The following is an 18193-nucleotide window of genomic DNA, read 5'->3' on the forward strand; positions in this document are numbered from 1 at the left end:
TGATTATTATGCAAAATTCTTAGTTATGAAAACGATCAAGAAAATATTTTACAACATACGCGTACTCAGCTTATCGATATTAACGCTGGCTTTCGTAGCTTGTGATAAAAGCTTGTTGGACGAAAAACCTTTAGACTTTTTGTCTCCAGATAATGCTTATTTAACCGAGGCAGGCGCATTGCAGGGTGTGACTGCAATTCACGACCGCGTGCGTTCTGCATATTATTCGTTTGGTGAATTTGGTGTCATGAATTGGGCCACACATGGTAGCGACTTAGGCTATAATGGTGAAACACCGGCAGCCGGGGGAGTTTACTTAAATTCCTATGAAGATATGACGCCGATTTGGCGTAATGTCGTAGATCCTTGGAATGTAGGATTCGAAGTCATTCAATGGGCAAACGTATTAATCGATAAGGTCGGTAAAGCTGATCCGAAAGATTTTACGAATGGAGAGAAGGGTAAAAATGTATATATCGCTGAGGCTCGATTTTTCCGAGCATTTATGTATAGGAATCTAGCCTCGACCTACGGTGATATTCCAGTGCTCACGGAACCTATTCAAACCGCAAAGGCCGACTTCGTGCGAGATCCCATTCAAAAAGTCTACGAACAAATGCTGGAGGATTTCAAATTCGCCGCGGAAAATCTACCTAGACCGACACAAGAAGCAGCGCCTGGAAGAATTACCCAAGGCCCAGCATTACACTTCCTTGCCGAAACTTACCTGGAGTTGAAAGAACCGGCCAAAGCGGTAGACGCATTAAACAAAGTCGTTAATGATTATCATTATAACTTAATGACCCGTCGTTTTGGTGGTCGCTTAGGTAATGATGTCTTCGGCTCTGGAGACCCATATTACGACTTGTTCGGCTATGGTAATCATAACCTCCCTGAAAATACAGAATCCATGTGGGTTATCCAGGTCGAGCCCTTTATTAAAGGAGGAGGTAGAATTGCAAGTGCCTATATCTTTGGACCGCGCTATTTCGACATAGGACTAACGCCCGATGGCAAGAAAGCCATCCTTGGCGAATTGTACAATGGAACTTACACGGGATACACCGATACGCTTGGACGTCCAACAGCCAATGCAAGGGGAACCAATTTAGTGTACTATTACATCTGGAAGGACAACTGGAACAATGATACGAGAAATGCAGAGCATAACTTGAAAAGAAACTTTTACTACGATAATCCTCAATCGGCTTATCATAAAAAGAAGATCGATTTTAGTCTATACAAGCCGGCGAGGACAGATCCTCGAGCAGATACGCTAAAAATCCTCTTTCCGATCCATACAAAATTTACGGACCCTTTGAATTATTTCTTAGAGCCAAATCGCTCGGGTGGAGGTATTACGCATAAAGACTGGTATGCTTTGCGCTTTGCCGAAACGTTGTTGTTGCGCGCAGAAGCTTATCTAGCGACAGGACAAAAAGATTTGGCAGCTGCAGATGTCAACAAGGTTCGACAAAGATCAAATGCGAAGCCTGTTTCTGCGGCAAATCTGGATATCGATTATATACTAGACGAACGCGCTAGAGAATTATATGGCGAAGAATGGCGCTTAATTACCTTGAGAAGGACTGGGAAGCTTATTGAAAGGGTACTGAAGTATAATGATAATCCGCTATGTCCTGGAGCATTTATTAAGCCTCATAATTTCCGATGGCCAATACCATTAGCAGATATTGATTTAAATATTGATGCTGATTTCCCGCAAAATCCGGGCTATGATCAATAAGGACAGGATAGTTAAAGAATTATTCATGTTCAAGGCGAATTTAAACTAATGAAAAAAATTATGGTACAGATGTTTTTTAAGTGTGATCCGATAGTGATTAAACGATTTGTGCGAATTATCTTCTTGCTAATGGTCATGATTGTGGAGGCAACGAGCGCCTCGGTGAAAGCGAATGCTAAGAGCAAAATACCGCACATCGTATTTTTGATAAGTGAAGATCCCGACAATTATGAAGCTCATCTTACTATTCCGGGCTTTGCAAAATCCCTATCTGAAAGCGGACGATATAAAACATCTGTACTTCAAGGCAGTTCGAAGCGTACCTCTTATCGTTTTCCAAATTTTGAAATCCTTAAAGAAGCGGATCTGGTCGTAGTTTTCGCACGAAGATTGGCTTTGCCTAAAGAACAAATGGATATTCTAAAGCAATACCTCAAAAATGGAAGAGGGCTTGTCGGTATAAGAACAGCAAATCATGCATTTACGCTATTGAAAGGAGACGTTGCTGAGACGGGTTTCGTACAATGGCCCGAATTCGTTTCTACGGTTCTAGGTTGTGAAAATAGAGGTTATGGACCGGCTACGGCCAAAACAGAAGTAAAGGTCAATGAAAGCTTCGAAAACGATGAAATTCTAAAAGACATAGGGGACAAAAGCTGGATTAGTGATGGTAATCTTTACCTCGTAGCGCCACTCCTTGACAGAAATGCGAAAGTGTTATTACATGGACTGAGTGACCAGAAATCACAGCCTATAGCATGGACGCGTCAATATGGCAAGAGTAGGGTTTTCTACACCTCTTTGGGCTATCCATCGGATTTTAAAAATCAGAACTTTATCAAACTGCTAGAAAATGTAATGGATTGGACATTGAATAGAAGCGATAAACATTGACGAAAAGGATGTAACCAAAATTTGAAAGCATGAATTTATACAGTCATAATACTACACCCCGCGCTTCCGTAAAACTTATACGGCCAATGCTCATTTTTATGCTGCTGCTTACTGTATTCGGATTCTCCAGCACATTTGCTGCGGAGCAGCTAAGGGTAGGAATTGCCAAAAGAAATATCACGCCAAGTTCTGATGTGAAAAATTGGGTAACAGGAAAGCCATACCGGGTTATTAAAGATTCAATCTTCGTCCGTTCGCTAGTGCTTAAGGATAGCTTAAATAACACATCGGTTATCATTTCTTGGGATTTGGTTGATGCGAGTGAATCAGCGACGGAGGAAATCAGAAAAAAGATTTCTGAATTTGCAAAAATCCCCATGAAAAATATTCTGGTCAATGCTACGCACAACCATTCTGCGCCCTGGTCGCCCGTTTACAATCAGGGATTTCGTGGACGAGAAAATGAAACTTGGTGGACAACCCGTCATATTGAAAACATCAATAGTGATCCACACTTTGCCGCGTGGAAAAAAGATTTGATTAATAAAACTTTAGAAGCAACAAAAGAAGCTATGAAATCCGTTCAACCGGCCTCAATTTGGGTCGGACGGGTCGATGCTTCGGAATTTATGAACAACCGAAGACCACGAGCGGCAAAATGGGGCATAGAAGAGAGTAACACGCCTGATGGTTACAATTACAAGCACAAAGATTGGAACCCGAAGGTACTCATGGGCGCTGCAACTTTCGGTCCCATGGATCGCGCAATGTCCTTAGTTTCTTTTCGCAGCAAAGACGGAAAGAACATCGCAACTATTTTCCATTTAGCAATTCATGCCGTGGCTATCTATCCGTATTCTGACGACATTTCAGGGGATTGGCCAAGCGCTGCAGCTGCCCAAATGAATAAGAAACTCGGTGGAGAATCCATCTTTCTACAAGGCGCTGCGGGAGACATTAACCCTTGGCGTCGCGGCCCCGATGCGGTCAAGGAAATGGCTGCCGGACTCGTTGTCTTGGCGGGATTAGCCTATCGTTATAGTGCGAAGATTTCTATTTCCCCGCTCCAAACATTTCAACGGAAAGTAAGTCTACCAACCTCAGACCGAGGAAAAGGTAGAACAGGCTTAGAAGCTATCGAAGCGGAAGTTCAGCTCATAACATTGGGGCCATTGGCTATTGTCGCCTTGCCTGGCGAACCTTTGACTTCTTTAGCGGACGAGATAAGAAAGAATTCACCCTTTCCGCAGACACTTGTCCTTGGTTATTCAAATGGCAATGGCGTCCATTACGTCTGTCTGCCGGATGAAAAGCCTCATGGGGGATACGAAGTAGAGGAGGGTACTTCCGGGGCTCCAATGGCGGGATTGGAACTGGTAGAGTTTGCCAATCAAATGTTAAAGGAGGCCAGAGCCGATATGAACATTAAAAACTAAGAAATAATGAACAGAACAATCATACATGCAATTAGCCTTTCCTTCATGATATTGAATATAGTTTTATACAGTGCCTATGCGCAGGATGTAAAAGGGAAAACCTGGATGGTGGGGCTGGCGACTGCGAATATCACACCCGAAAAGCCAATGTGGTTGGCAGGTTATGCCAGTCGCACAAAACCCTCTGAAGGGAGTATTCATCCATTGTCGGCAAAATGTATTCTCTTTGAAGACGCGCAAGGAAAAAGGTCTTTACTCTTAACTCTTGAAGTTGTTGGAATCGGCAGTAATTTTAGTGACGAAGTGCGCCAGGCCATTAGTAAAGAAACAGGTGCACCCCTCGAAAGCATCATCATTAACTGCTCCCATACGCACTCTGGCCCTGTGCTCGATCATGTTTTAACGGGCATTTATCCCTTGGATAGTTCCAATAAAAAGGTCATCGTTGAATATGGTAAATGGCTTAGAGCAACATTAATTCAATTAAGCAAACAAGCGCTTCAGAATTTGGAACCTGCCAAGCTGTATGCTAAGAATGGTGTTTCCAGGGTTCAAGTAAATCGGAGGTCAAATCAGGAGAAAGACATCGCTAGTTTGAAAGAACTAAAGGGACCTAATGATTTCTCTGTTCCCGTATTTAAGGTCGAGACAGCTTCTGGAAAATTGAAGGCTATTATATTTGGATATGCCTGCCACCCTACAGTGCTATCGGGATATCAGTGGTCTGGAGATTATGCTGGTTTCGCACAGGCGGAATTAGAAAAGCTATATCCAGGAGCAAAAGCGCTATTTTTTCAAGGTGCAGGAGGAGATCAAAACCCATTGCCTCGACGCACCCTGCAACTTGCCAAGCAATACGGTAAATCATTGGCGGCCTCGGTCGAACGCGTCATCGAAGAAGATATGAACGCATTGGCTCCGAATTTTAAATCAGTAGCTGCTGTTATAGATTTGCCCTTGACTACGCCGCCAACACTATCGGAATTAGAGACAATCAAGAAAGAAGCCGGTTCGGGCTATATTTATGAATGGAGTTCTAATTTGATTGACCAATATAAGTCAGGAAAACCAATTCTAAAAAGTTACCCGAATTATCCAATTCAGGTATGGGATTTCGACGGACAAAAGCTAATCAGCTTAGGAGGCGAAGTAACGATAGGTTATGCCGTCAAATTGAAAGAGAAATATGGAGAGGACATTTTCGTCATGGCCTACAGCAATGACGTGATGGGATATATCCCGACTGAGAAAGTGCTGGAAGAGGGGGGCTATGAGGGGGATACTTCGCAAAGAGCCTATGGCTTACCTAGTAAATGGGCAGCAGGAATCGAAGGTCGTATATTATCCACGATCGATGTCTTGATGAAGAAAATAAGATAATCATAGAATAAGCTAACGAATACATTAAATCTAATTTTTTGAAAAACAATGAAGAAAATCACTAGCAAGTTTCAGGTAGTTGGCTGTCATGCCTTCGTGGCAACAACCGTATTATTGGGGTTATGGTCCTGCAATCAACCTAAATATCCGGGGCCTAAGACTCCTGAGGAGTCGATAAAAGCAATGAAAGTTCATCCAGATTTTGAAGTACAAATATATGCAACAGAGCCATTTGTAAAGGATCCGATAGCGATGACCTTTGATGAGAAGGGGAATGCTTATGTGGTCGAGATGGCAGATTATCCTTTTTCCGACATGGAGCCCAATCCGCCGGGCAAGGGCAATGGCCGAATCGTTTATTTGAAAGATAATGATAAAGACGGGGTTGTTGATGAGTCTATCGTTTTTGTCGAGGGGATTTCTGAGATGACGAGCGTAATGGCATGGAAGAATGGTCTTTTAGTAACTGCAGCTCCTGATATTTTCTATCTGGAAGATACAGATGGTGACGGCAAATCCGATCATAAGGAGGTGCTCTATACCGGTTTCTTTACGAATAACTCTGAAGCACAAATTACCAATCTGACTTTCGCAATCGATAACTGGATATATGCATCGAATCACGGTCAAGCCGGGGAAATCACATCGACACGTGAAGCGGATGCACCTCCATTATCGGTTGGAGGTTCGGACTTCCGCTTCCGCTTGGATAAACAGCTTTTTGAAAGAGAGACCGCCCCGGCACAATTCGGACAAACATTGAACGATTGGGGACACCGCTTTATGACACAAAACACGTTACATATTCAGCAAGCGGTGATGCCAGGGCGATACATGCATAGACATGAATTCCTGCCTTCGCTGAAAGGCGTTGAAAATATTTCCGATCATGAATTGAGAATGTATCAGGTTACGCCGGCTCCGTATTGGCGAGCGGAACGTAGTCGCAGGCGTCAAGAAGCTTATGATCAACAAGGGAAGGGACAGGTGGAACATGCTGAAGGCCACTTTACTGGTGCTTCAGGAGGTACAGTCTATGGCGGAGATGCATTTCCAGATGGCTTTTATGGAAACATTTTTACTGGAGAAGTGGCTGGAAATTTAGTGCATCGGGATGTAATTACACCGCACAAAACGAGTCCAAAATACGTTGCCTCTCGCGCTGCTGAAGAAAAAGAGAGCGAATTTATCACTTCTACGGATTCTTGGTTCAGACCTACTAGTTTTGCTGTTTCGCCGGACGGGAATCTATATATGGTCGATATGTACCGTCAGCATATCGAGACGCCAATGTCTATACCTGAAGACTTGGTTGCCGAAATGGATTACAAGCAAGGGATGGATATGGGAAGAATCTATAGGATTGTACCTAAAAAGAAAAAGAATCTGGACCGCAGTTTAACGTCGAAAGAAAATAAATCATCGGCTGACTATGTGAAGTTATTAGCGCATGAAAGCCAATGGTGGAGATTGCAGGCACAACGTAAGTTGATCGAAAGCCAGGATAAAAGTGTGGTTCCTGCTGTTGTGGAGTTGTTCAATAGCAGCAATGATGCTCGCTACAGGCTGCATGCGCTCTATACCTTGGAGGGGCTTGGTGCATTGAATAGTGAATTGGTTAAAAAGGCATTGGCAGATAGGCATGCAGGTGTTCGAGAGCATGGTGCCATTTTATCGGAGCGCTATCCTGAAACTAAAGAGGTGCTAGCAGGTCTTTTAAATGATCAAGCACCGCGGGTTGCTTTTCAAGCTACCTTGAGTTTAGGACAGTTCAATGATGCGAGTACGATCAATCTTTTGACTAATATCCTTGAAAAAAACAGCGCTGATCCCTGGTTTAGAATGGCTGTGCTAAGTTCTAATGCTGGCTCATCTTATGAGCTATTCAAATCGCTGAATAAAACAGCTTTTTTTGATGCGTATAATGATGATAAGGCTCAACTTATTAAGGACTTGGCATTTATCTTAACAAAAAGAGACCAGTCTGTCGATAAATTCGCGAAGGACCTTGAAGCCATCTCGAAAGGGAAAAACGAAAATAAATGGTTGTTGGGAGCGATAGAAGGTATGGAAAAAGCAAGCAAAGATGGGCTGAAAAACCCAGCTTTTAAAGCGACCCTGCAGTCAATAATGGAATCTACCACAGATCAAGATGTTAAAACGAAATTATCTCAACTACTTAAATCATAACTATGAAGAATAACACGAAGATGGAGAGACGAGAGTTTATTAAAGGCACCGTTTCTTCTTCATTAGCTCTAATTTTGGGAACGGCATACCTGATCACGGGCTGTAATAATTCAGGGAAACAAACTGAAAAGACTGCTGATGGTAAATCTCAAGGGAATGCAGTGAGTTCATGCGATGATTACTCAGGCGTGGATGAGGTAAACTTGAGAAAAAGAGAGCAGCTGGGCTATGTTAAACAAACTCCTAATCCGGAACATCAATGTGATAATTGTAAGTTATATATTGCGCCAAAAGATGGGCAGCCATGTGGAGGATGTATGTTGTTTACAGGTCCCGTCTTTGCAGAAGGCTACTGCACTTACTGGGCACCACCTGATGAGGCATAAATAGAAAGGAAATGATTGGGAAGAATTGTTAAAATTAGTGTCCTAATTTACCTGTAGTGAGCTATAACCTCAATTTTTGATGTTTTTAAAATTGATAATTGAGGTTATTGGGTTTATTAGATTTTATTTTCAATGGCGCGCTATTGATAGCTACATCTAGCATTTGCCGACAATTGTACGACTCAAATCCCTTATAAAGCCCTTTCAAACCCAATGCAAACCCCAATCAAAAGCCTTTCGAAAGGGGAGTGATATGGGTTTGATAGGGTTATGGATGGATTATCATCTATTTAAAGTAGGTAGGTGTTATATGCACTTACTGGGCACCAGCAGATGAGGCGTAAATAGGAAACGATAGCATTGGGAAGTGATACCAATCAAAGGAGTTCATGTTAATTGACATGGGCTCTTTTTTATTTTAGAATAACCTGAGGGAATTGCATAAAACTCAAATGTATGATCACGTCAATCGCTGCTATTTGATTTGCTAATAAGTGATCAAAAACCTTCAAATAATAGATTTTACCTAAAACTAAGACCCAATCGCCGCAAGACCAATATAGTTTAAGTAATGTATGATTATTCCTTTATGTATAATTATGATTCTCCAAATAGCTAGTAATCAGGTTTATATTTAAAATTATTACGCTGTGTTACTGTTTAAGAATATTATTTATCTAAAAAGATGTCCTTTAATCAAAGAATCGCAAACTTAAATTAGTGTTAGTAAAACCAATTGACAAGCAACTTTGCTCAATGACCGAATAAGCTTCAACACTAATTATTTTTTTAGGCTTCAAAAGAAAGGAGATTATGAAATAGAAAAATATGACGCTTCTATAACGACTTAACCTAGAGAAGAATTGAATTAAACTTTAAGAGAAATCAAACTTAAAACCTCAAGAATATTGTGGTTCCACACAGTGTATGGCGTCAATGATCGAGGAATGGCTTTAGTGTTTCGTTATAGTTGTTTTTTTTAACCAATTAATGAGTATTGTTTAAATCAGTCGTTCAAGCGTCGCAATATTGTGGTATTTGACGATAATCAACTAAGTCCTAAATTATGAAAAACAAATTCATGCTCCTCACATACATGCTGATGTATGGTGCCACCTGCAGCTATGCAGATGATGGCCACAGTCGGGTGCTAATAAAAACAAAAGATAGCGATAATGACATGGTTTTAATCGCTAGCCAACGGATTGTGACCGGAACTATTTTTGATGAATCCGGAAAACCTGTCGTGGGAGTTAGCATACGAGTTAAAGAGTCTACACGAGGGGCTGTTACTGATAAAGATGGAAATTTTGAAATCCAGATCAACGATGACTCCGAAGTACTTGTTATTTCCTCAGTTGGTTATGTGACTCAAGAAGTGGTTGTAGGAAAGGAGAGTGTGCTTCAAATCAAATTAATTGAAAATGCGCAGAATTCTTTAGAAGAAGTCGCAGTTGTAGCATTCGGAACTCAGAAAAAAGAAAGTGTCATCGGTTCCATTACGACCGTTAGTCCGAAGGATCTAAAGATTCCTTCCAGCAATCTAACACAATCGCTTGCTGGACGTGTTGCCGGGGTGATTGCATATCAGCGAAGTGGAGAACCTGGTGCTGATAATGCCGATTTCTTTGTACGCGGTATTACCACTTTTGGAAATAATACCAGACCATTGATTCTTATTGATGGTATCGAATTGACGGCTACAGATTTGGCAAGGCTACAGCCGGACGATATCGAATCCTTTTCGGTTATGAAAGACGCAACGGCGACAGCGCTTTACGGTGCTCGCGGAGCCAATGGCGTTATCCTTGTTATCACCAAGCAGGGAAAAGAGGGCAAGGCAAAAATATCCATCAGGGCAGAGAACTCGACATCAGCAGCGACGATGAATGTAGAACTGGCAGATCCAATTACTTATATGGAAATGGCCAACGAAGCCACGCTGACCCGAAACGCATTAGCGGCATTGCCATATCTGGAGGAAAAGATAGAGAACACACGCAACAACGTCAATCCTTTAGTCTATCCAGCAAACGACTGGAGAAAAATGCTTTTTAAAGATTATACAAATAACCAGCGTTATAACTTGAATGTCAGTGGAGGGGGGGGTGTCGCTCGCTACTATGTTGCTGGAGCTTTTACACAAGATAATGGAATGCTAAACGTTGATAAACGCAATAATTTCAACAGTAATATCGATTTAAAAAGTTACTCTCTTCGCGCAAATGTCAATATCAATCTTAGTAAAAGTACCGAATTGATTGTTCGGCTCAGCGGAAATTTCGACGATTACAAGGGGCCAATCGATGGAGGAGAAGACTTATACCGAAAGGTAATGCGTTCTAACCCCGTATTGTTTCCCGCATACTATCCATTGGATGAAGATCATCAACATGTTGGGCATATCATGTTCGGTAATTACGATTTGAACAACCGCTATGTTAATCCATATGCGGATTTAGTAAAAGGCTACAAAGACCAAAGTAGAGCACAGATGCTTGCACAGTTGGAATTAAAGCAAGACTTGAGCAGCATTACAGAAGGCCTTTCGATCAGAGGGTTATTGAACCTCACACGCCTCTCTAATTTTTACTACACGCGTGCCTACAATCCTTTTTATTATGAAGTAGGATCATATGATTTTATAGCAAATACTTATAAAATTAATCAAATGAACCTAAATGGAACCGAATATTTAGGGTTTAATGAGGGACCGAAGACCCTAAATTCAATGTTTTATTTTGAATCCGCTTTAAATTACAACCGCACCTTTCGCGAGAAACATAACATAGGGGCATTGCTGGTGGCAACAGCCAGAGAAAGTTTAAATGCTAACGCTGGAGATCTTCTTCAGTCGCTTCCGTCAAGGAACATGGGCGTGTCAGGAAGGGCTACCTACGCCTACGATCGTCGCTATTTTGCTGAATTCAACTTTGGATATAACGGCTCCGAGCGCTTTGACGTAAGAAATCGATTTGGATTTTTTCCTTCAGCGGGCTTGGCATGGAGCGTTTCGAATGAAAAGTTCTTTGAACCTTATCAAAATATCATTAGTAAACTCAGATTTAGATACACCTATGGACTAGTTGGAAATGATCAAATTGGAGATGTGAGCGATCGATTTTTTTATTTATCGAATGTCTCCATGAATGACGCTTCTCGTTCTGCAAGATTTGGACAAGATCTTTCTGAAACCAAAAATGGTGTGTTGGTCACTCGCTATGCCAATCCTAATATTACTTGGGAAAGAGCTACTAAACAGAACGCTGCGATGGAACTTAGTTTATTTAACAAGGCCAACCTAATCGTAGAGTATTTTACAGAGAAAAGAGATAATATATTGATGAACCGCGCGAGTATTCCAAATACGATGGGATTATCCAGTATCTCCAAGTCAAATGTTGGCAAGGCCAGTGGTAAGGGTATGGATATATCGTTTGACTATCAACAAGCTTGGTCAAAAGATCTATGGGCTTCGGTAAGAGCAAATTTCACCTACGCTACGAGCAAATATGAAGTTTATGAGGAACCCCTATATGCAGAGGCATGGCGATCGCGCGTTGGTACATCGTTGAACCAAACCTATGGCTACATCGCGGAACGCTTATTTATAGATGATGAAGAGGCTGCAAATGCACCTAGACAAGAGTTTGGAAACTATGGTGGTGGCGATATAAAGTATACTGACGTCAATCGAGATGGGAAAATTAATGAAGCAGACCGCGTTCCTATCGGAAACCCGACCGTGCCTGAGATTATATATGGATTTGGATTCTCCCTTAGTTATAAAAAAGTCGATTTATCTGCCTTTTTTCAAGGCTCAGCAAACGAGTCGTTTTGGATCGACCCGGCATCAACTTCCCCATTTGTAGCTTATCATTATAATACAACGGAAGCTAGCTCAGGCAGAATATTCATGAATCAACTTTTAAAGGCATACGCTGATAGCTATTGGTCGGAAGATAATCGAGATATTTATGCCACATTGCCTCGCCTGAGTAATACGCTTAATATCAACAATAGCCAAACAAGCACCTGGTATATGCGTAATGGAAATTTCATCAGACTTAAGCAAGTCGAGTTGGGCTATACCTTCCCTCAAAAATTCATCGACCGTATAAAAGCTTCTAATTTCCGCATGTATGTCAATGGATCTAACTTATTGCTATTTAGCAACTTCAAACTGTGGGATGTGGAAATGGCCGGAAATGGTCTAGGCTATCCACTGCAAAGAGTACTAAATGTTGGACTTAATTTAACCTTTTAAATCGAACGACCATGAAATTCTTTAATTTTTATAAAAAGTACCTGACCGTCATGTTGTTGGTTTTGACGCTGACATTCGGTGCTTGTAATCGTTATCTTGATATTATTCCTGATAACATACCAACCTTAGACCACGCCTTCGCAATGCGATCGGAAGCCGAAAAATACTTGTACACCTGTTATTCTTATATGCCCAAGGATGGAGGCATGGCAAGCGATCCAGCTATGTTAGCGGGCGATGAAATCTGGACGAACGACCTTTCAGGCAGCTATCGATTTAGCCATATCATGTTCAATATTGCCAATGGGCGCCAAACAACAATAAATCCGGCGGGAGAAGCGATATGGGTCGACTTGTATAAAGGTCTGCGCGATTGTAATATTTTTTTAGAAAATATCAAAAGAGTTAAAGATATGACCGAAGAAGAGCGCAAAGAATGGATTGCTGAGGTCAAATTTCTAAAAGCATATTACCATTTCTATTTAGTGCGTATGTACGGTCCAATACCACTCGTAAAAGAAAACTTACCGGTAGACATTAATGTCGCTGATGTTCAGATATCAAGAGCGCCAGTCGACAGTTGTTTTCAATATATTACTCAACTGTTGGATGAGGTGAAGGATGATTTGCAACCTACAATTACAGATCCGATAAGGATGATGGGGCGTATTACAAAACCCATTGTATATGCTTTAAAAGCAAAAGTCTTACTGACCGCTGCAAGTCCACTTTTTAATGGAAATAAAGATCAAGCAGCATTAAAAAATCGCGATGGTTTGCAGTTATTTAATCAAGTCTACGACGCACAGAAATGGAAACTTGCTGCCGATGCTTGTAAAGAGGCCATCGATCAATGTCATGATGCTGGAATTAAGCTATATGAATTTATACCAGGAGGAGTGACAACGAATATCTCTGAACAATTGAAACTACAATTGAAACTTCGCAATGCGTTCAATGAGCGTTGGAATTCGGAAATTATTTGGGCAAATACGCAGAGCATTGCAAGTAATATACAGCTCTGGGCAACTCCCCATTTGACGACTTATTTGGATAATCCAAACGTTACTTACGAACTGGCAGTGCCGTTAAAAATCGTTGATATGTTCTATACGAAAAATGGTGTGCCTATAAATGAAGACAAAACTTGGCAGACGAATATCACCACCCGAGTAGGGGGTATTGAAGATCAGCGACTAATTCGGTTGAACTATGAAACTGCAGAAAGCAACTTCGATCGTGAACCGCGTTTCTATGCCTCCTTGGGTTTTGATGGAGGAGTCTGGTACGGACATGGTTATTACAACGACGAAGTTCCTTCCGGGATCTACTTTGTAGAAGGAAAACTAGGGCAAAAGAATGGAAAAAAAGGAAGCTTTGGCTCAATTACAGGGTACTTTGTGAAAAAGTTTGTCCATTACCAAAGTACACAAGCCAATAATGGTGGATACTCGACAGTTAATTATCCGTGGCCATTAATTCGACTTCCGCATTTATATCTAATGTATGCTGAAGCTTTGAATGAAAATGCAGGGCCAACTGAAGAGGTTCATCAATATATCAATATCGTGCGAAAACGCGCCGGCTTACCTACCATTCGTGATGCATGGGACAATTTCGCAACAAACACCAAGTACAGCTCCCAGGCAGGTATGCGTGAAATCATACGTAGGGAAACATTGATTGAAACAGCTTTTGAAGGTGTGCGGTTTTGGGATATGAAGCGTTGGAAGACTGCTCCCGATGAATTATCGAGGCCTATAGAAGGATGGAATGTCTTTGGACAAACTACTGAGGCTTACTATAAGAAGCAATTGATTTATGCCCAAAAATTCTCTATGAAAGATTACTTCTTTCCAATCAGAGACGCCAACTTGTTAAGTAATAAAAACCTAGTACAAAACCTAGGTTGGTAATTAAATTCCATAATCGTTAAGTTATGAAAAATACTGTTAAATTATTTGTCCTATTGATTATCAATTTCGTTGTTCAGAGCTGTAAAGAAGAACCACGAATGGACTATATAGACAGCAATGGGGGAGCGCCTGCTCAAGTGTCCAATGTTGTTGTTGAAAATACTCCTGGTGGGGCAATTCTGAAATACAAGCTGAATAAAGACGTTAATTTATCCTACGTTAAAGCCGTTTATGAAGTTACCCCCGGTGTTCTCAAAGAAAGCAAATCGTCAATTTATTCAGATACATTAAGATTGGAAGGCTTCGGCACTACAGAAGAACAGGAAGTCAAGATTTTCAGTGTGGGGCGGAATGAAAAAGTTTCCGAGCCTGTCTTAGTGAAAGTTAAGCCCTTGAAACCACCAGTATCAATCGCCTATGATGATCTGAGCATTGAAACTGCATTTGGTGGGGTGCGTGTCAGAATTAAAAATGAATTGAAAGCATCCCTCGCAATCGTTATTGATGCTGATACGGCAGGGAATGGAGTATTAAGACCACTGCAAACATTCTACACCGCTGTCGACTCTGGAGTGTTCACTGTGCGCGGATTGTCGAGTAAAGCAATGAAATTTTCGGTTTACCTAAGAGATCGCTGGGGCAATAAATCACTCGCTGTCGTAAGGGACTTGACGCCGCTGTTCGAAAAATTCGTTCCAAAACCATTTGCTACATATGAATTGCCTACCGATCAACCTGCGCTATCCGGTAGCTACGCATTAAGCAATATGTGGGATGGAGTAGCAAGCGCAAGCATATACGCCTCCAGAAATAATACGCCGATGCCACAATGGTTTACGGTCGATTTAAAAGTTCCCGTCGTTTTGAGCCGGATGAAAGCACACCAACGGGTTCAGAATTTTACCTACAATTATTCCTGTGTGAAGGCCTTTGAATTATGGGGCAGCAATAATCCGTCGAGAGATGGAAGTTGGGAGGGATGGACAAAGATTGGCGCTTTCAATTCTTTCAAGCCTTCAGGAACTCCTGTTGGTACTTTGACGGCTGAAGATATTGCTTACGGATATACAAACGGCGAAGATTTTGAAATGCCTTTCACGCCACCCGCTTACCGATATATTCGTTTTAAAACAACGGAGACTTGGGCGGTAGGAGCTAATCAGGTCACCATTTCGGAATTATCATTTTGGGGAGAGTTTTAATGTTTTAAAACAAGAAAATATGAAGACTATTAAATATTTAATATTGGGATTCATTGGATTGTTGTCATTCACGGCATGCAAGAAAATGGATAGCACCTATAAGGAATACGTTGTTCCTAGCGGCATTATTTATCCAGGCAAGGTACTCGACGCAGAAGTTAAATCTGGCTTAAATGAAGCAAAATTAACATGGAAACGAGGCTCCGATCCAAAAGTAACAAAAGCGAGAGTTTACTGGAATTATTATACTGACTCGATGGATGTTGTTATGCCTGTAGATCAAACACAGGTCTCATGCCTCATCAAGAACTTGGAGGAGAATTTCTATACCTTCGTGATCAAGACTTATGATGAGGAGGGGCATGTTTCTGTGCCGGTTGAAGTATCAGGAACCATTCACGGGGAGCGTTATCAAGCATCGTTACTCAATAGGACAGCGAAAGCTCGTGTAAATGTGGATAATACGATTTATATCCTTTTCGATCCAGTAAATTCATCGAGTGACATCGTGAAGTCGGAAGTGACCTATACGACAAAATCAAATCAAGAGAAGACGGTTAGTGTAAATGCGAATGAGAACTCGGTGATCTTATCCGACTATAAGCTAGGAACTTCCTATAATATGCGAACTGTCTATCTGCCAGCAACAGCATATAAAACGATGGTGAGCGATGAGGAATTCTTTGAAGTCAATAAGTTAAATAAACAACAATGGAAAATTGTCGGTTATTCGAGCTATTATAATACGGATACACCTGCAAAAATGATTGACGGAAATCCGGCAACTCGATGGGGAACTCTTTCACCTCATACTTATCCTCATTTTTTTACTGTTGATTTCGGTGTTCCACGCATCCTCACTTCAGCAAGTCTTTGGCGACAAACTCCGACCAATGAAGAGGGGCCCGATGAAGTCCAGTTTCTTGGAAGCAATGACAATGTCAACTTTGTTGTCCTCGGCAACTATCCTTTCAACCGCTTAAGCAACGCTGAACAGGTTTATACCCTTACGGCAACAAATGCTTTTCGTTATTTCCAGGTGAAGCAAATTAGGGGACCGAAGAATTATGTTGTAATGGGTGAGTTCGATGTCACCGCTAAATTTTAGAAAAAGGATTTAGAAAAATTGTCGCTGAAAAGGCAGTGAATAGTTTTCAGCATTTTTCTTGAAATTAGAATGCCAACTTTTAAAATAAGAGTTGGCATTCTTGTTTATTGCTACCTGTGCGCAATATATAAATAGTCGCAGTTGGAATAACTTGCCAGGCGATCAATATTGAATTGTAAATTCCTGACTAGACAATCACTAAAATCTACTTTCTATCCTTTGTTGCAATAAGCTAGTACCGTTGATGATGGATTAATGGTTAGACAAAAAAAGGAGCAATCCAATGGATCGCTCCTAAATAATTATCACTATCAATTTTATTTTAATTCCTGAAGCCTAGTTAATGCCTCTAGATAATAATAATCTGCGTAGGAAAGTGGTACATCTACTTCTGAATTATGTGGCAAGCTTCCTACACTGTGCTTTAAAAGAAACCCACCGTTCGTTTTGTAATCAGCAAAATATTCAGGGCTAGATAAATTCTTTAGGCTTTGTTTTGCAAAATTTAAGAACAACGTTTTGTCGCTGCCTTTCGAAAAAGTAGAGAGTTCTATTAAAGCTGACGCGACTATTGCTGCAGCCGATGCATCCCTCGGTACAGGAGAGATATTTCTTCCTGTGAAGTCAACATCTGATTTAAACCCTGCTTGATGAGCATTAAAGTCCCAATTTGGAATTTTATCTGAAGGAAGGTTTGGATGATTTATGTAAAATTTCGCAGCATTTTGGGCAGTTTTTAAATATTCGGTTTTCTTTGTTTCCCTATACATCATTGTAAACCCATATATTGCCCATGCCTGTCCACGTGCCCAAGTCGAATTATCAGCATAGCCTTGATTTGTTTGACGGTGTAAAGCTTTTCCGTTCTTATCATAATCAACAACATGATAAGTGCTGTAATCTGGGCGGAAATGATATTTCATCGTTTGGTTGGCATGGCTGATCGCTACTTCCTTATATTTAGGGTCACCTGTTATATCTGAAGTATAGCACAACATCTCCAAATTCATCATGTTGTCGATAATAACGGGGTATTTCCATATGGTCTTATTGTCCCAGGCTTTCTTTTCATTCCATGACTTGATAACTCCAACCTTTTCATCAAATCTTTTCAATGCAGTGTTCGACGAATGGATAATAATATCTTTATATGCTTTTACCTTCGCTGGATCTTTTGAATATTTAATTGCATTACCATAGGAACAATACATGACAAAACCAATATCATGATGTTGGTCTAAATCTTTGGCTTTTTCTAATTTTTCTGTCCATTTAATTGCTTCAGCTTTTGTATTTTCATTTGCCGTTTGATGGTATAAATACCATAATGAACCTGGGAAAAATCCTCCAGTCCAATCCCACTCGTCTGTACCTACAAGTTTTCCCTCTTTAGTCGTTCGCGGGAATTTGTTCAACGCATCGGCTTCTTTGGTTAAGTAATTATATTGTCTGTCGGCTTTCTTGAAAATTTCAGGAATGAAACCCTCTTGATGCGGTTTCATACTGAACAACAATACTGAGACCGAAGCAGCTATTAACGAAGTGATTTTGATTCTCATATCTGATGGTTCTAATAAGTTACGTAATAATCTTTTAGAAATTATGCCATTAAATATTACTGAGGAGTTTCCCAACCCGATAAATTCGGCCGAAATATCATGGTTATA

General features: G+C 41.0%; 11 protein-coding genes. 10 read left to right on the forward strand and 1 reads right to left on the reverse strand.

What is annotated here, in order from left to right; genetic code table 11:
* The first annotated feature begins 25 nt into the window (after positions 1-25).
* The 10 genes from QYC40_RS05335 to QYC40_RS05380 all read left to right on the forward strand — a co-directional run bounded on the left by QYC40_RS05335 (position 26) and on the right by QYC40_RS05380 (position 16526).
* Complete coding sequence (locus tag QYC40_RS05335) at positions 26-1747, forward strand: RagB/SusD family nutrient uptake outer membrane protein (RefSeq protein WP_301992826.1); 1722 nt, start codon at positions 26-28, stop codon at positions 1745-1747.
* A 48-nt stretch (positions 1748-1795) separates the two neighbouring features.
* Positions 1796-2641 (forward strand): ThuA domain-containing protein, encoded by an 846-nt coding sequence (locus tag QYC40_RS05340; protein ID WP_301992829.1) that lies wholly within the window; start codon positions 1796-1798, stop codon positions 2639-2641.
* Between the two features lie 29 nt (positions 2642-2670).
* Positions 2671-4077, forward strand: a complete 1407-nt coding sequence (locus QYC40_RS05345) for a neutral/alkaline non-lysosomal ceramidase N-terminal domain-containing protein (protein WP_301992830.1) — start codon at positions 2671-2673, stop codon at positions 4075-4077.
* Positions 4078-4083: 6 nt separating this feature from the next.
* On the forward strand, positions 4084-5457 hold the full coding sequence (locus tag QYC40_RS05350; RefSeq protein ID WP_301992831.1) for a neutral/alkaline non-lysosomal ceramidase N-terminal domain-containing protein: 1374 nt from the start codon (positions 4084-4086) through the stop codon (positions 5455-5457).
* Between the two features lie 48 nt (positions 5458-5505).
* A complete protein-coding gene (locus tag QYC40_RS05355) occupies positions 5506-7647 on the forward strand; it encodes a PVC-type heme-binding CxxCH protein (protein ID WP_301992832.1) in 2142 nt (713 codons plus the stop codon).
* A 20-nt stretch (positions 7648-7667) separates the two neighbouring features.
* On the forward strand, positions 7668-8033 hold the full coding sequence (locus QYC40_RS05360; protein ID WP_301992833.1) for a high-potential iron-sulfur protein: 366 nt from the start codon (positions 7668-7670) through the stop codon (positions 8031-8033).
* A gap of 1066 nt (positions 8034-9099) precedes the next feature.
* Positions 9100-12300, forward strand: a complete 3201-nt coding sequence (locus QYC40_RS05365) for a TonB-dependent receptor (RefSeq protein ID WP_301992835.1) — start codon at positions 9100-9102, stop codon at positions 12298-12300.
* 11 nt (positions 12301-12311) lie between these two features.
* Positions 12312-14216 (forward strand): RagB/SusD family nutrient uptake outer membrane protein, encoded by a 1905-nt coding sequence (locus QYC40_RS05370; RefSeq protein WP_301992836.1) that lies wholly within the window; start codon positions 12312-12314, stop codon positions 14214-14216.
* A 23-nt stretch (positions 14217-14239) separates the two neighbouring features.
* The gene (locus QYC40_RS05375; RefSeq protein WP_301992838.1) at positions 14240-15418 is read left to right on the forward strand and encodes a DUF5000 domain-containing lipoprotein; all 1179 of its coding nucleotides are present in this window, start codon (positions 14240-14242) and stop codon (positions 15416-15418) included.
* Between the two features lie 19 nt (positions 15419-15437).
* The gene (locus QYC40_RS05380; RefSeq protein WP_301992839.1) at positions 15438-16526 is read left to right on the forward strand and encodes a DUF4998 domain-containing protein; all 1089 of its coding nucleotides are present in this window, start codon (positions 15438-15440) and stop codon (positions 16524-16526) included.
* Between the two features lie 317 nt (positions 16527-16843).
* Here the strand turns inward: QYC40_RS05380 and QYC40_RS05385 are convergent, their stop codons facing one another.
* Complete coding sequence (locus tag QYC40_RS05385; RefSeq protein WP_301992840.1) at positions 16844-18160, reverse strand: glycoside hydrolase family 88 protein; 1317 nt, start codon at positions 18158-18160, stop codon at positions 16844-16846.
* Positions 18161-18193: the final 33 nt, after the last annotated feature.

The sequence above is a fragment of the Sphingobacterium sp. BN32 genome (assembly GCF_030503615.1).
GTDB lineage: Bacteria > Bacteroidota > Bacteroidia > Sphingobacteriales > Sphingobacteriaceae > Sphingobacterium.